Below are 15,458 nucleotides of genomic sequence, written 5' to 3' on the forward strand. Positions count from 1 at the left end.
GGGCGGTGACGCTCATCATAGCTTGCAGGTTTTCCGCACCAGCTCCGCGTCGGCAGCGCTGATGCGGACCGCCACCAGTATACACACGCGGCAGCAAAGCGAGCAATGGGGTGAGTGGATAGGCAAAAGCACGGGAATTGAGTGAGGCAGCAAAACAAGCACTCAAATCTGCAGGAAAATTGCAGCACCTTGTACGTATTACGCCAGCTTGCTCTGCATGTATTGCCTAGTAAGGAGGCGTCGGCCCCAAAACCAAAAAAGCGAACCGGTAGTAGTTCGCTTTTTTGAAAACATCATGCAGAGCACCAGAGTAGAGCCGACGCAGGCAGGCCAAACTCGCGCAAAGCTCTGCTCTAACTGGTATTGACCAACCAGTCAAAGTCCAGTACCGGCTAGGACCGGAGTGTGCGTCACTACGCAAGCTTGCCAGCCCGCGATGCAAGTGTAGGTGTGAGGTTACCCGTAAGGACAAGTCCAAGGCTTAGCGGGAAAGATTCGACGCCTACAAAGTAGGTGTCGAATCTTTTCTTCTGAACTACTGCCTTAACTGCTTGCCTTTTGCGACGTTAGGCAATTCGGTCAGAGATTTTGGGTGCCGGTTCCTGCATATCCAGTTATGCTCTCGATGGGTAAGGGAACCGCATTGCCATTAACCAGCACGTAGTAATTTTTTTCCGAGATGTACACCACCTCGACAGGTGCCTGCAGCACAGCTGGGGAGGTAATAGCCCCACTTTTTACCAGCTTGTCAAGCGCTTCTGCCTGCAGGTAAAAGCGGGTGAAGTAGGGCCGCCCACCGCCCAACTGCAACGGCATCCAGCGATAGAAGAGCACTCCGTATAACACGCACGCTACCAGGAGAAAAGTAATGCCTGCTATAGCAGTCCACACTGCTCGCTGGAGCGAAGGTTTTTCCCTAATCCGGCGCATCTGCCGAACTATTACTTGGCAGACCACTCCACTGGAGATGAAGTACAGGATGAGTAAGCTCATGCCATATACGCCTACCCATATTATTACAACAGCCAGTAGTAGGTAGAACCACGGCAGTCCATGCTTTTTGCCCCAGTTAGGGGTATCCGCAGCCGGTTTAAGCGCCGCAAATAAGCATATACTGGCTGCAACAAATGCGCCGGCTATGATCACTACTTTCATGGGCGTAACCGATTCAGCCGTTGCCGAGAAGCTCCCCGTTATGGTGAACGCAACGCATCCATACCCAAGAGCTCCCAGCACGGCAAACGCGGCATCCACGATAGGTATAGGTACCTGCTCTTGTTCGTGCGTGCTATAGTAGGCTATTAGTACGGGAGGTAGCGTAAAGCCTAAGAAGCTGATGCCCGCTTTGATATAGTTAAAGCTCAACCAACTTGCTTCTGTCAGATTGTGAGTCGCTAGGTACATATTCACAATCAGGTAACCGGCCGCGTAGAGGGCGAACAATCCCATGGTTACAAGTGATTCGGACGACACTTCAGATACTTTCATGTAGGGTAAGTAAAATAGAAAGTTAAACTACCACGTGTGTCAGAGGCTTATCAGCCTTCTTTGCCCACTCTCAGTGATCTTATACCGGGCCTAACGTACCTATACGAGCTGAATACAATGCTATTGCGGCGTGATAGTTTTACTAATAGCACACGTTTCCGCGCTCCGGGCAACTAGTCAGGTGCTGTAGTTGCTCAGTTTGCTGTCCGGCAGGAAGTAAAGGTTATTAAACGGCTGGCCGATCGTTTCTTCTTATCCGATAAGCGTGTATATTCCAACACGTAGATACCTGTTGTACCCATAACCACTACCAATTACCATGGCTATCAAACCCGGCCCTAAGCCTAAGAAAGAAGATGGTACTCCGGACAGAAGAAGACGGGTCACGGAAGAAAACAGACCGAAACACCCCGATCTGAAACCGCATAAGCATAAGAAAGGCGACTAGTCGGCCTTCCTGCGACTTACAGTAAGTCGCCTTGACGAGGTCTCAACGCCCCACAACAGTATGCGCCACGGCAAAGCCCCTCGCTCGCTATCCTCAGGAAGTGACGCGAGGGGCTTTGCACAGGGTTCGCTATGACCGTGCTGGCCGTGTAGTGCTTACTCCCCGGGTTACACGCGTAAGCTATTTGCGCCTCTTGGTAGACAATAGCTAATCTGCCTACCCGGTTCAGTGCGAAAGAGCAGACGCGGACGCCGGCTCTCCGGCTTGCTTATCGTCCTTTTTGCTCAGATAGACCAGCAGCCCCACGGCTGCGAGAGCGCCTAGTTTGCAAGCCGTTGGATGTTTCTGATAGAACTTCACTCCTTTTTTGGCTTTACCGAGCAGAACCTCGCTTTTTTCAATACCCTTCAGGGCTAAGTCAGAAAAGGATTCCTTGGCTTTTTTACGAGCCCGCTTGTACCGCGTGACGGATTGATTCATAGAATGGGGTAGTGTAGTTAGAAGTGGCCTTGATTAAAAGTTTAGTCCCAAAATTACGGCTTCCTAAAACAACGCCGCTTTCGCCGCAAACCCACTTTGTTTGAAGGCTTATCTGTTTTTGAAATAGGTGGTTGCCCGGGTAAAATCCTGGGCTATGTCCAAAATTTGATTGATTTCCGTAGGCAACTGGTCCACATCGACGCGGAGCGAAATCAACTTAGCAAACGCGACTTTATCGAAAGTGGCCTGCTTTTTCTGAAACATTATGCGCTTCACGTTGGAGAGGAAGTCTTTCGTGGTATCGAAGTCAGATACCAAAATTTCTTCACCATCGGGATACAATTCATTGAGCGTTTGCACGGCATAGGGTAATTCGAACAAGTCCTCGAAGGTGCCCTGTTCGATGAATACCATCCGGTACTTGTGCTTGTTATCTTTCACGATACGCTCGATGTTGTCCCGCTCCTTTTTGGCATCCGAATCCAGCAGGCAAATCATCTTGCGGTTTGGGTATTTGGCCCGGAACGTGAGGAAATCGGCGGCAAGCTTCTCCTTGGACTTGGAGTTGTACACTTGAATGCCGCGCTGTGACAAGATGAAGTGTTTGCGGAAGGCAAGAATGGGAATCGCGATTTCCTCGCTCTCGCCTTCCACTAAAATCAAGCATTCTGGATTGTCGATGCGGTTTAACTCGGGGAGAAACTGATTCAGGTGCTTGGCCAAGTTTTGTGTATAGTTATCCCGAAACTCCTGCAAGTGCAAGAGTCCAATAGCAATGCCCAGCTTCTTGTTATCAACCAAGTATTTGTACTGCAGTACTTCCTCTGGTACTTCAATGGTCGTTTTGTCCCCGCAGCACGGGCAAATGACATCGTCCCTAAAGTGCGCTTTATTGGCTGCCGCCAAGCGCCGAATAGCGGCAAAGTCCTCTTTGAAAGAAGTAAGTTCGGGCTCCTGCTCAAACCCGGTGAGGCCGTAGCGTTTGAATAATTCGTGGTCAACCGGAAAATACGAGTTTCGCAGGGCCTCCGGCATTCCAAATGAGGGTGCTTGAACTTTCTCAACGGCCGAAAAGGCAATGGCAAGACGTTCGAACTGATGGCGCAACGCGGCATTGTAGCGGTTCTGGAAAAGAGCCAACTCCGTCAGCGGCGGGAAGTTCATGAGCCGAAACAGCAGCAGCAACTCTTCCCGGCGCGTGCGAGGCAGTAGGGAAGGTGGCAATAGATTGGCCAAGCCGTTGCCGAAGCCCAGGCGGGTAAGGCCTGTTTTCTCCGCAACATCCTGAAAATCAAACTCCAGTTGCTCGTCTGTGATCTGCGTCAGCGTTTGTAGATCGTCCAACTCGCGAGTGGTGGCCAGCTCCGCCGTGAGTTCACAGAGCAGCATGGTGTAGGGTGTAACCTCCATCTGCCAGGTATGCTCGTAAGGAAAAAGAGGCAAGAATTCCTCATATAGCAGTTCCAGAGTTGCCTTCCACAGTGCTTGGTATAAGAAAAACTTATCGGTGATGAGTAGAACTTCATCAGCCTTAGGCGGCTCAACTATAAGTAGGCGCAGCAAGCTGTTGATACTGTCGTCAACCTCAAAGTGCAGCACGCGGTTGCATGCGCCCTTGATAACGCCTAAATAGGCTTCTTTCACAACTGGTTTGAAATCCATCGGTTCTTATCGTTGATTGCCTCATGGCCGCCACTGGGAGCTGGTCAGGAAGGGTACCTACGGCGTTTTTAACGATTAGATAGACTTCGGGTCTAGTCAGCGCGTGGTCACCCAAAGCAAGTACAGGTAAAAATTCTACCAACGGGAAATTCCATTCTATTTTCCCGCCGGGCGGGCCGTAGCACTGCCGCCGGTTGGCCCCCCCGTGTGGTGGGGCGGCTGGACCTGATGCGCAACCGACTTGCCTTATCCGATGCTGGCTGGCGGGGGCCTTATTGTTCGGGGCCCTGGCGCTGCTGCTCGAGCTGCCATGCGGGCGAAGAAGCAGTTTGTGCGCGAGCAGCAGAGCTGGGTGGGCTACGTCAACCAAACGCGCTTCTCCCGGCGCTGGGGCAGCTGGGATGACCTGCATATGCGGCAGCACGACCACTTCGTGATCTGCTGATGGCTCAGGTTGCGCATCAGGCGCAGGTTTTTTAGGCGAAAATGCAAGCTCATGGGCGAAGGTTTTTACAAAGCTGTGGGGCGGCAAGGAGGAAAGCCAGCAGGTTCCACCTTTTCACCACGGAGGTAGCGTGAGTGCTACACCACAGGCTACCCAAGGCGTTTGCAGACAACAGATGTCGTATGAGTAACGGTAGAAGCCGAGTGAGTCGCCCGTATGGATATTCAGGCAAAAGCCCCCTATCCTGGAGAATGTTAGGCAGATTGAGTAGCAGGAGTTATAGGGTCAGCAAACCAGCGCAAATAGGAATTAGAAGGCTAGCCAAAAGGGCATTGTTACGTTAGATATTATTTATTGAATATAATGACATATAAAATATCACTATTCAGCGATGTATAACATCTGGGTTGCAAAATGCTGGCTACATGTGCAATGTATTGCAATAGAGCAGTTTAATGATAGTGCACAGAACGTAGGGTACTGTGTACTATTGAGCTGTTATTGGAATAGTCAAACTTTATTGCAACTAAATTTATTATCACATTTTCAAGATTTTTATGTATATTTTTAGGTGTACTAAATTTCATACGCACCCATGATCCTCAACTACCTCCAGCCCAAGCTTGCACACGACGTTGAGCAACATCCCACGATCACAGATTGGCTCAGTAACAGAGTTACAACAGGACTCAAAGTGAGTAGCGCAGAAACATATGCCTATTCCGTGATGAGCTTCCTCAGATTCTGTCAAGCAAAAAAGCTCAATCACGTTCGCGTAAAAGATTCACATGTCCTACGGTATTTGGCGTATCTCCAAAAACGTCCTTTCGAGCATGACACCTCTCTTATTTTAAAAAACGCATATGCTACTGCGACGCAACGTAAACACTTAACATCTTTGCGATTATATTATGGGTATTTAGCAGAGCAAAAAATTCGACCTATATCTCCCCTGATTAGTGTAAAAAATACAGGCAAAGCTAAAAAAGGACAACCTCAATACCGTATTTTACCTGTCGGTCGTAAATTAAAATGGATACCGAACGAAGAACAATGGCATGCTTTTCTAAATTATATGAAAGCAGAGTCTTTGCGCAATCAATTAATGCTGTTATTAAGTTATGAAGGCGCACTACGTAAAAATGAATTGTGCACATTGGAAGTAAGCGATATCTCAGGTTTAATTATTACAATACGCGCTGAGAATAATAAAACAAATTGCGATCAACGCGTTACATTTTCGCCTCGAACCCGGCGCTTACTGGATCTATATCTAAAGACCCGGCCTACTCCCGTAGGAGAAGGCAACGCAGCGCTCTTCTTATCAGAATCTAAACAGAATCGGGGACAGGGCATTACGGGCGCTACCTGGCGAAAAGTGATTGATCGAATTGCGGAACAGACTAACCTTCCTCAGTTCACGCCACATACATTACGCCATCTGAGCATTACTCATTTTGCCGAGCAGGGGTATAGCGCACAGGAAGTATCTGATTTCGCGCGTCATCAAAGTATCGCGAGTACAGCCGTGTACCGCCATACAACGCCCCGGCAACTGGTGACGAAAGCCGCGCACACGTTCCGGAATGTTCGGTCTTCCCAACAGCGCTAGCCCATCAGGTACATGGCACCAGACTTTTTATGGTCGGCTTACATGGCCACATTCGACCGCACACCCGGCTTAACACAAGAGGAGAAGAGCGCGCTTGCCAATTGGATTACTCAAATTCCTTCCCCTCCAAAACCAGCCATCCCGTATTATCGGCTACAGCAACAGAAGCTGCAGTTACTGCACCGCTTGGTAGATCCTGTGCAAGAGGCGATCACTTATTGTAAATATCATGATACGAATCAGAAACTACTGTACAGCTGCTGCGCGCTGTTGCTCAAAGAAATGCATGTGCGTCAGACAGCGATGTGGGCGTGGGACAAGGCGACGTGGGTAGAAATTGTTGGCTACAATACGCAGCACTTCCAAGACCGGCATCACGCGTTTTTGGCTGACTGGTTGAATGTGACAATCAACCTACGCCCTTGCATCATGAATTGTGCTTACCTGTTTGGCGAGATTGATATCCATCTTCTGGTCACGGATTGTGATGTAGTAGGCTCCGCCAAACGCATCTTTGGCAAACAGCAGGTTTGGATCGCTGAAGGCGTTCTTGAAGAAGCGTTTAAAGAGAAAACGCAGTGGTCGTATCTAAACATAGCCGGGCTATCGAGCTGCTTGTGTTTAGCTCTGCTGCGTAATCGCAATCCACAGGTGGAGAAGCTGACGCTCCCCGTGCTAAAACAGGTCTACGCGAATCCTGTTGGCTTTGCAGGATTGCAACCGGCCTGTGTGCAACTGTACCACATATTGCGGCGACTACGCATTGTCACGGAAGCCGCCTTTGGCTTTGCGCCCCTGGAGCTACGGGTTAGAAAGGATGGATTACCGGAACCCTTAGGCAAATTGCTGGACCGATGGCTTGCCAAGTACCAAGGCCGAAAAAGTGCGCAACCGCACATGCGATCTCTACTGGCGAAAATGTTGCGCTATGTAGTTGCCACCTACCCCAACCGTATCATGCCTTCGCAATGGACAGCTAACATGGCTCGGCGAATTGCCTCGGCTATCAGTAAGATGCGAACCAACGAGTGGACCATCACGCCGCCGAATCAACTTCCTGCTACGGGGCCGGGCAAAGAGTATGCGGCCTCCACCAAAGCGTACCTGTTCAGTCTGATTCGAAGTTTCCTAAATGATGGGCAAGACTATAATTTCTTCACGCTGACTTTTGAGCCGGATAGCGCTTTCCGAACCCCGCGCAATATTTTAAACGCAGTAAAACCCTATCCCAAGGCTCTTTCGGATGCTAATTGGGAAAAACTGGAACAGGCAGGAATGTCTCTAACGCAGGAAGATCTACTGAGCTTGCGGGAACAAGCCGACGTTTCTGCGCACGAAGCTTCCTTTCCTCTCACGTTGGTGCGCGCTATCGCGCTGGTCTGGCTGTTTGGGGGGCTGCGGACAGATGAGATTGTGCGCCTGCCTCTAGGGTGTATCCGCCCACTCCCTTCGCCGACTGAGGAGGAACAAGATCTGTGGCAACACGTGTGTTTGCTGCATGTTCCCGTGAACAAGTCGTGCGGAGAGTTTGACAAGCCAGTTGAATATTATCCAGCAGAAGCTATCCAAGCCTGGGAAGCGGAGCGGCCAGCTGGCCCACAGCGTGTAGACGAAACAACAGGAGAACTCGTCGATTTTCTGTTTGAATGGGAAGGGCGCGGGCTGATTAAGACGTACCTCAACCGCGTACTAATTCCGCTGCTGTGCCGGAAAGCGCAACTCGACACGGTTGACGAGAAAGGACCGATTCGCAGCCACCGGGCTCGCGTGACCTTGGCCACCCGTTATTACAAGGCAGGCCTGGGGCTGGAAGAGTTGCGATTGTGGTTAGGACATTTGTCGATACTGAATTTGCGCTATTATCTGGACGTAGATGACGATTGGCTGAACCAAAGCGCTTCTGTGACCTTTTACGCTATTCGACGCCGGGCACATCAAGTAGTAAACAGACCAAGCGAATTAGTTCCTACGGAATACGCATTGGAAGACGCAGATAGTAACCTTAGCGTTGCTGTTGAAAATGAGGAAGAGCTTATTCCGGATAATTTTTTAGCGCACTTGTTTTTTAAGCCTCAACGATCCAAGCGGGCCTTTATTTCAGCGGTACACGAAAGCATCACCGCGATGCAACGCAATGTGCACCTAAGTTCTGAAGAATTACGGATAGTTTATGAGTTCAAGGATTTATTAGAAAAAATGAATGCCCATAGTTAAATTCTAGTGTAGGTGGGTAGTAAAATATACTATCCACCTACATTTTAATAACAGGAGTTATTACTTACTCTTGCCGAGTGGGATATTCAACTGTTAATTGCAGCGGCTTTACTTCTACAGTATTATAAATACTATCTGGATCATCCATAATCCATCCCTTGATCAAGCCATCTTGCAAGTATTCCTGCGCCGGTTGGGGCAAGGTTGAAAGAAAGCTTGTCAGCATTTGTATTCCAGCTGTATACGAGTCACGGATCTGGGCTAAACTAGAAATTTCATTGTTCATCCCCAGTATTTCCAAGGTGTTAATAGCGCGTATCCTAATAAATTCGGCGTAGCGTACCGGGTCAGCCCGCAATGCATTGAACAAGGCCTGCTCATACCCGTAGCCCTCCTGGTCTCCGGGTGACACATGCTGAGCGGGAACAGTGGGCACTCGATCCTGCAGTTCGGCGTCAATGATGATTCTGATTTTCTGTACGTGACTCATAAGAGCAGACAAGAAGAAGTGAAAGAAGTTGTTGTGGAGGTGCCGAGCAGAGACGAATGGGCTGCTAAAGACCTGAAAATACGTGGTTGTGTAGCCCTGTCGGACGCGGGTGGCCAAAACAAGGTATTAAAATAATTACAAATATGTCATTGTCGACTACAACAGCCTCCCTCACCTTGCCACCTCCATGGAGGCATTACCCGGCGAGGTCATTACGAGTGAAATTGTGCGACGGCTACAGCAGCTGCGACGCTCCCGCCAGTACACCCAGCAAGAGGTATATGATGCTACCGGCGTGCACATTGGGCGCCTGGAAGCCCAGCACGCGAACATGACCATTCGCACGCTGGTTATTCTGTGTCGCTACTATGGCATTTCCCTGGCTGAACTGGTTCAGGGGCTGTAATCGTACTCAAGGCTTGGGACCAGTGTTATAACAGCTGCACTATTAAGCGGACTGGCGGCGCTTTCCAATGGTGCGCCACCGGCAGTGTTGCCGAGTAATCTGCTTTTCGGTCCTTGGGGAATGGGGGACATCGGGTAGTACCCATTCTGCTATCCCCCTTCTAGAAGATCTCCATTATCCCGTTTGTAACGGATCATAAACGCCCGTTTGTGATCTGTTACAAACCCGCTACCTTCACCTACCAGCACGTAAACTACCCCATGAAACACTTTCGCGAGTATTCCGCTGCCATGCAGCAGAACATTGCCCAGCAGGTGCGCACCCAGGCCAAGGAGAGCGGTTCTATTAATCAGTGGGTAAATGCCCTCTACATTCTTAATCCTGAACTGAACGCTTATCCCAACCACCCGGCCCAGGTAGTCGGCGAGGTCGCCCTTCTAGTGCACGACAACAACCAGAAATAACACCTATCCCCAAACACCCCCAGTATGTATGGATCAGGAAACCTTATTTAAGACTATACGCAACCGGGAGGTTGTCCTGTGGGCTGGAGCCGGGTTTTCAAAGTATGCCGGCTACCCCATGGGCGGCGGCTTGGTACGTCACCTGTTTGATACGCTCAGCAAAGCCCAGCAGCAGCAGGCCCGGGAGTATGCCCCCTCGCTGGATGCAGACGGTTATCCTAACATGCCGCTACCTGCTTTTGCCAGTCTGTTCGTCAACCTGTTTAACGGGCGCCTGCACGAGTTGCGCAAAGAGGTAAAGGCCGTATATTCTGCGCGGCCCAAGTCACTAAAGACTCATCAGCAGGTGGCTACCATTCCTTTCTTCGAGCATATCGTTACTACGAACTACGACTCGCTCTTTGAGCAGGCGTACGGCCAGGATAAACTTCACATTGTTACCAACGGTGAGCAGATACCGTATCAGGAACCAAATAAACCTACTCTGTATAAGGTGCATGGCAGCCTGGAGGACTTGAACCGTCTGCTGATTACGGAGGAAGACTACCGGGCATTTTACTCCAAGGCCGACCACCTGCTGTGGGGTGCCATCCAGGCGCTTATGGCGAGTAAAACTCTGCTCTTCGTTGGCTACGGCCTGGAAGACCCGAATGTACTGGTCTTATTTGAGCGCATCCTGGATGCGGTAAAAGGCAATATGCGCGGGGCCTACCTAGTTTCCCCCAATTTGAGTCAGCTCCGCATCGACTGGCTCAAGCGCCACAACGTCACCTACATTCAATCTACCGGGGAACAGTTAATTGCCGACCTGCTGCAGGACCTGAAGGATACTGCGGTACCCGCCTTAAAAAAGGGAGGGATTGAACTGGGGCCAACGACGCAGTTCCTGCGTAATCTCGGGCTTAACCCAACGATTAAGACTAGCGAGAACGGGTATCATATCTCGCAGCTTACTGGAGTACAGGGAGAGGTAGCGGGGCAAGTGACCCTAACCGTTCGCGAGGACGGGCGCGCATCGCTTACTCAATTTCAACAAGGGTTGTCGGGCCTGGCGTATCATATAGGTCCTTCCCAACTGGTTGATTTTGAATGGCGGGTAGGGGGCGTAAACCTGGGCTTGGAAATGGGCTCATTGGTGTTTGTACGCTCCCATACCATTGAGAAAACAGTTGATATTGAGTTTACCGGAGGGCTCTGCATCCGCGATGCCACCTTACGCATCTACTCCAGCCCTGAGCAGGTAGACTTTTTGGTGTACACGGATCTGCACAAGGTTCAGATCCGTGTACCCAAGAAGAACATTCACGCGAAAGGCTTTAAGTACTCGGCTACAGTTTCTCGTCGGCATCGCTATACTGATTCAGTTGATAGTGGCCTGCTACATGCCAGAATTCTACAGTCATTAGGCAGGGGGGAAGGAATCGCTTTGTATGAAGATGGAGAGCGTATCTGGAGCAAGGAGGAAACACCTCGGGGCCTTCCTTTTATCAAACAAGGAGAAAGCTTAGAGAGGAACATGCAGACCCTTCAGGTAGTGGAGAAGGGGTTCAACATCCGATTTCGACGGTTCAAGCTCACAGGCGACGACATAGACACAGCGGCGGAACTGAGCTATATCTTGCAGATGAAAACGCGGGTATCCAAGGCGTTTAAAGGGTACGTCGATGCTGTGGTAGAAGATCCTTCTAAACTCCCTGAATCTCAGGACCAGGATGTTGTTGTCCACCAGCAGCTAGATACGACTTATACGCTGCTGGGCTGGAAGCTCCGCATCGAGTACGAGGCAGCGCATGTGCTAAAGCAGGCACGGTATAAGCGAAGAGGCAAGGACAAGACCGCTTACCGCATTACCAGTGCCACTCGTGAATTACATACGCTGTACGGACCTGAGCAAGCCACTAGCGTCGCGGAAGCAGGCAAGCCCGAACCAATTCAGCGCCTAGATAAGATCGAGATGGAGACTTTACATGGTGACGAATCGGAGTAAGCCATGCGTACCTACATTGCCTACTACCGGGTAAGCACGGCCCGCCAGGGCGCCAGTGGCCTCGGCCTGGAATCACAGCAGTACTTGGTGCAATCCTATGTGCCAGCCGGAGGGCGACTGCTGCAGGAGTTCATCGAGGTAGAGTCCGGCAAGAAGAACAACCGGCCCCAGCTCAAGGCCGCACTGGCGGCTGCTAAGCAGCAAGGCGCCACGTTGCTCATCGCCAAGTTGGATCGCCTGAGCCGCAACGCTGGCTTCATCTTCGCGTTGCGTGATTCCGGAGTCGACTTTCTTGCCTGCGACATGCCCGATGCCAATACGCTCACGGTTGGCATCTTTGCCGTGATAGCCCAGCACGAGCGGGAAACCATCAGCAAGCGCACGAAGGACGCGCTGCAGGCGAAGAAGGCGCGGGGCCAACAGCTAGGCAGCCCCCAGAACCTAACGCAGGAAGCCCGGCTGAAAGGGGCTGCCGCTCGCCGGCAGCAGCGCCAGCGCACGCCGCAGAATCAACAGGCAACCAGCCTCGTGGTTCTGCTACGCGCCCAAGGATTGACGTTTCGTCAAATCGCAGCGCATTTAAACGCAGCCATGTTTCGTACAGCCGCCGGAAAAAAATATGCTGCTATGACGGTTCAGCGGCTCTTTCGTTATTCATCAACAATAGCAACAGGTCAGCCCGGTCCTGTTAGTAACCCACTGTAAAACAGATGAATATTTAATCTGGTGAGCGACTGAGTCTAGTATATTAACTTCCTGAACTTCTTGAGGAATTTTAAGAAGCCTAAGAACACTTGATTCTTTAACTTCTTTGACTTGCTAAACATGTTAGACTTCTTTAAGAAGCTAAACATGTCAGACTTCTTTAACTTCCTCAGGAAGCTTGGCAGGTGACAGAAGTCGAGGAAGTTTTAATTCTTTATTATTGCTGTCAGATCAAGCGTGTGCTGCACCATGAAGATTATTGTATTTGCTAACCACAAGGGGGGAGTCGGAAAGACTACGTCTACGCTTAGCGTGGCTCAAACCTTGGCACGTGACGGCTACCGCGTGCTCTTAATTGATTGCGACGCCCAGCGTAATCTTTCCCTTGCCTTCCGCTTGCCGGCAGGCTATCCGGATCTAGGATTGGTTTTAGAGAAAAAAGCTCAGTTGACCGACGTTGTCCTGGCGATAGAGGAACACTTGCACTTAGTGGCCGCTACCCCGGATCTGGACTATCTAGAAAAAATGGTTGGCCAGCAATTAGGCTACGAGAGTATCCTGCGGAAGGGGTTGGCACCTCTGCAGGACCAGTATGACTACTGTCTGATTGATACCCCGCCTTCATTATCTGCCCTTACGTACATGGCGCTGGTAGCTTGTAACGCGGTATTTATTCCGTGTCAACCGGAATACTTTGGGTACGAAGGGCTCAATAAGCTCATGCAAGCCTGCGAGCGGGTGAAAGACCTCTATAACCCCAATCTGACTATAGGAGGTATTTTCTTTACCAAGTACAGTAGCCGCTACCGTAAAAAGCTTCATCATGACATTGTGGCCCTGATTGACTCCAAGTATTCTGAGGCCAAGCTGCTCATGGAAACCACTATTCGTGAAAACGTTTCGCTGGCGGAAGCTCAGATAAAGAAGCAGAGCATCTACCGGTGGGCGCCCGAGAGCAATGGCGCCACTGATTACGAATCGCTTACCCAAGAAATCATTGCCCGAGTATGAGCAAGCAGAGCAAGAAACCAAATTTTGGGGATGACTTGGATGCCTCGGCGCCATCGCTAACGAATGACGCGCTCCTATACGGGGTAAACCGGAGCATCTTACCGCAGGTAGCCCCAACCCCTGCTGCTTCGTCCGAACCGGAAACTACTGCTTCCACTTCGACGGAAGAAGAATGGTTGAAATTCAGCAGCTTTCTGCGACGCAGCACCTACGTTCGCTTAAAGCAAAGTGAGTACTGGGACCGACTGGTGCTGAAGAAAGCAGTTGATTCAGCACTTTGTGCTTTTCTAGACACGATGGAAGGAGCTGATCGGCCGCTGCCAGAAGACGAACAGTATCGACTGAATGGCAAGAAACTCAAATAGTTACAGTATAAAAAAGCATAAAAAGCGCCGCAAAAATTTTCGCTTATTACTTTTTTTTGCTTTTACCGCGACCGTCTTTTCATGCCTACAAAATCGCCCTAAACAAGCTAGCTGATTACCTATACTATATTAGTAATTACAGGAGCCGTAACGGCCTGATTATATGTATCATGGAATGGAATAAGCCTACAAAATCGCCCTTTCATGCCTACAAAATCGACGATTAGCGCCTACAAAATCGCCCTTTGACGCCTACAAAACCGCCTTGCTGCCTTCCTTATGCCTACAAAATCGCCCTTGATCCCGATTGTTGACAAAACGGTTGCCCAGCACAATGCACTCATCAACGCAAGGTTCAGTTTTGTACCTCTGGAAATGCGACTCTTCATCTCTTTACTCACGCGTATCGAGCCCGGGGATGAGCAGTTTCGGGAGCATTTCGTACCGATGGCCGAGATTATCCACGAGCGCACGGGGGGATCTGCGTATGATGAGGTAAAGCAAATGTGCAATAACATTACCTCCCGACGGCTTTATATCGAGAAGCTAATCGACACGCAGCAGGGTACTCGGAAGCGGAGCAAAAAGCCTGACTTCGAATTCATCCCCTTAATGGCGAAGGCCGCTTACGAGAGCGATAGGGGAGGGGTGGTTGCCTCGTTTAACCCCCTGATTATGCCTTATCTACTGCAGTTGCGGGAGAGTGGCAACTTCACCCTCGCGCAACTGGAGCAGCTTAATAAGCTGAAGAGCTTTTACTCCTACCGCATTTACTGGCTGCTGAAAGAGTATGCCACCTTCAAGGAACGTACCATCACAATTGCCCAACTCCGTTTCTTACTAGATCTACAGGAAGGCGAGTACCCACGCTTCAACAATCTACGCACCCGCATTTTGGACAAGGCCCAGACCGAGATGCAACAGACGGATATGCCGTTCACGTACGAGCTGCAGAAACAAGGCAAAGTTGTGTCGGAGGTGAAATTTCTGCTAGCTGCTCCTCATAACGGAGAAGTCATGCCTACAAAATCGCCCTTGGTCGAAGTGCCCGCTTGGGCTCGGACTTTAGCAGAAATTGGCGTCGGGGAAAGAAGCCTGGCAGTAGTCCACCGACAACTGGAAGCCGGCGAGTATGAAGTAGACTACATTGCCTACGTAATACGCATCGTAACCAACCAGTTCCGTAAGGGCAAGATCAAGAAGCCCGCAGGCGCTATCTACAAGGCCTTGATAGAGAAATACCTGTTGGTGGATTATCAGCAAGCGAAAGCTGCCGCTGGAACGAAAAAAAAGGCATTGACTCAAGCGCCTTCCGCTGCCGCTGCAGTAACCTACCGTCTAAGTGAGGTGCGAAAAATATATGATAACCCTGGGCCTTACGCCCAACGGCAGAAGCAAGCCGATACTTTCGAGCAACATCTGCAGCAAGTATATCTACGTGACGGCTTCACAATAGAAGATCGAGATGGAGAACAGTGGCTGGTCAAATATGACGAGAAACGGTAACGCATTCTAAAGTGCTACGTTAGCTTGCGCCCGTTAAAATCAAGTTATAGCCGGCTTAATGAATGGCCAGTACAGCATACTGTGATGGAAAGCTACCATCTGGCTGACATGTTTATCTCTTTCCTCCCCAAGGAATGGCCGCTTAGTAGCCATTAGGGCAGAATATCATGCTTCC

14 protein-coding genes are annotated in these 15,458 nt (G+C 50.3%); 10 read left to right on the forward strand and 4 right to left on the reverse strand.

The window, feature by feature from the left end; all coding sequences use genetic code 11:
• Positions 1-579: 579 nt before the first annotated feature.
• From ABIB60_RS19220 to ABIB60_RS19230, 3 genes are all read right to left on the reverse strand, one after another.
• Entirely contained in the window at positions 580-1,488 is a 909-nt protein-coding gene (locus ABIB60_RS19220) for a hypothetical protein (RefSeq protein ID WP_044019291.1), read from the reverse strand.
• Positions 1,489-2,161: 673 nt separating this feature from the next.
• On the reverse strand, positions 2,162-2,416 hold the full coding sequence (locus ABIB60_RS19225) for a hypothetical protein (RefSeq protein WP_044019292.1): 255 nt from the start codon (positions 2,414-2,416) through the stop codon (positions 2,162-2,164).
• Between the two features lie 108 nt (positions 2,417-2,524).
• Positions 2,525-4,060 carry an OLD family protein gene (locus tag ABIB60_RS19230; RefSeq protein ID WP_052381936.1) on the reverse strand — a complete coding sequence of 512 codons (1,536 nt, stop codon included), beginning with the start codon at positions 4,058-4,060 and terminating at the stop codon, positions 2,525-2,527.
• Positions 4,061-4,388: 328 nt separating this feature from the next.
• Here ABIB60_RS19230 and ABIB60_RS19235 point away from each other — a divergent pair, with 328 nt between their 5' ends.
• The 3 genes from ABIB60_RS19235 to ABIB60_RS19245 all read left to right on the forward strand — a co-directional run bounded on the left by ABIB60_RS19235 (position 4,389) and on the right by ABIB60_RS19245 (position 8,349).
• The gene (locus tag ABIB60_RS19235; RefSeq protein ID WP_257883443.1) at positions 4,389-4,523 is read left to right on the forward strand and encodes a hypothetical protein; all 135 of its coding nucleotides are present in this window, start codon (positions 4,389-4,391) and stop codon (positions 4,521-4,523) included.
• Between the two features lie 595 nt (positions 4,524-5,118).
• Positions 5,119-6,135 (forward strand): tyrosine-type recombinase/integrase, encoded by a 1,017-nt coding sequence (locus tag ABIB60_RS19240; protein WP_071884657.1) that lies wholly within the window; start codon positions 5,119-5,121, stop codon positions 6,133-6,135.
• A gap of 42 nt (positions 6,136-6,177) precedes the next feature.
• A complete protein-coding gene (locus ABIB60_RS19245; RefSeq protein WP_354582082.1) occupies positions 6,178-8,349 on the forward strand; it encodes a site-specific integrase in 2,172 nt (723 codons plus the stop codon).
• A 64-nt stretch (positions 8,350-8,413) separates the two neighbouring features.
• On the opposite strand, the gene ABIB60_RS19250 is transcribed toward ABIB60_RS19245, so the two are convergent.
• Complete coding sequence (locus ABIB60_RS19250; RefSeq protein WP_156109485.1) at positions 8,414-8,839, reverse strand: hypothetical protein; 426 nt, start codon at positions 8,837-8,839, stop codon at positions 8,414-8,416.
• 187 nt (positions 8,840-9,026) lie between these two features.
• Between ABIB60_RS19250 and ABIB60_RS19255 the strand changes: the two genes are divergently transcribed.
• From ABIB60_RS19255 to ABIB60_RS19285, 7 genes are all read left to right on the forward strand, one after another.
• Entirely contained in the window at positions 9,027-9,245 is a 219-nt protein-coding gene (locus ABIB60_RS19255) for a helix-turn-helix domain-containing protein (protein ID WP_052381913.1), read from the forward strand.
• A gap of 260 nt (positions 9,246-9,505) precedes the next feature.
• Complete coding sequence (locus tag ABIB60_RS19260) at positions 9,506-9,709, forward strand: hypothetical protein (RefSeq protein ID WP_125433393.1); 204 nt, start codon at positions 9,506-9,508, stop codon at positions 9,707-9,709.
• Positions 9,710-9,737: 28 nt separating this feature from the next.
• Positions 9,738-11,696, forward strand: a complete 1,959-nt coding sequence (locus ABIB60_RS19265) for an SIR2 family NAD-dependent protein deacylase (protein ID WP_044019206.1) — start codon at positions 9,738-9,740, stop codon at positions 11,694-11,696.
• Positions 11,697-11,699: 3 nt separating this feature from the next.
• Positions 11,700-12,401, forward strand: coding sequence for a recombinase family protein (locus ABIB60_RS19270; RefSeq protein WP_044019207.1), 702 nt, complete (start codon positions 11,700-11,702; stop codon positions 12,399-12,401).
• Positions 12,402-12,650: 249 nt separating this feature from the next.
• Positions 12,651-13,412: a ParA family protein gene (locus ABIB60_RS19275; RefSeq protein WP_044019208.1), complete on the forward strand. Its 762-nt coding sequence runs from the start codon at positions 12,651-12,653 to the stop codon at positions 13,410-13,412.
• Complete coding sequence (locus ABIB60_RS19280; RefSeq protein WP_125433395.1) at positions 13,409-13,777, forward strand: hypothetical protein; 369 nt, start codon at positions 13,409-13,411, stop codon at positions 13,775-13,777. The genes ABIB60_RS19275 and ABIB60_RS19280 overlap by 4 nt, the downstream gene beginning before the upstream one ends.
• 279 nt (positions 13,778-14,056) lie before the next feature.
• Complete coding sequence (locus ABIB60_RS19285) at positions 14,057-15,283, forward strand: replication initiation protein (RefSeq protein WP_354582083.1); 1,227 nt, start codon at positions 14,057-14,059, stop codon at positions 15,281-15,283.
• The last annotated feature ends 175 nt before the right edge of the window (positions 15,284-15,458 follow it).

The sequence above is a fragment of the Hymenobacter sp. UYP22 genome, assembly GCF_040547285.1.
Taxonomy (GTDB): Bacteria; Bacteroidota; Bacteroidia; order Cytophagales; family Hymenobacteraceae; genus Hymenobacter.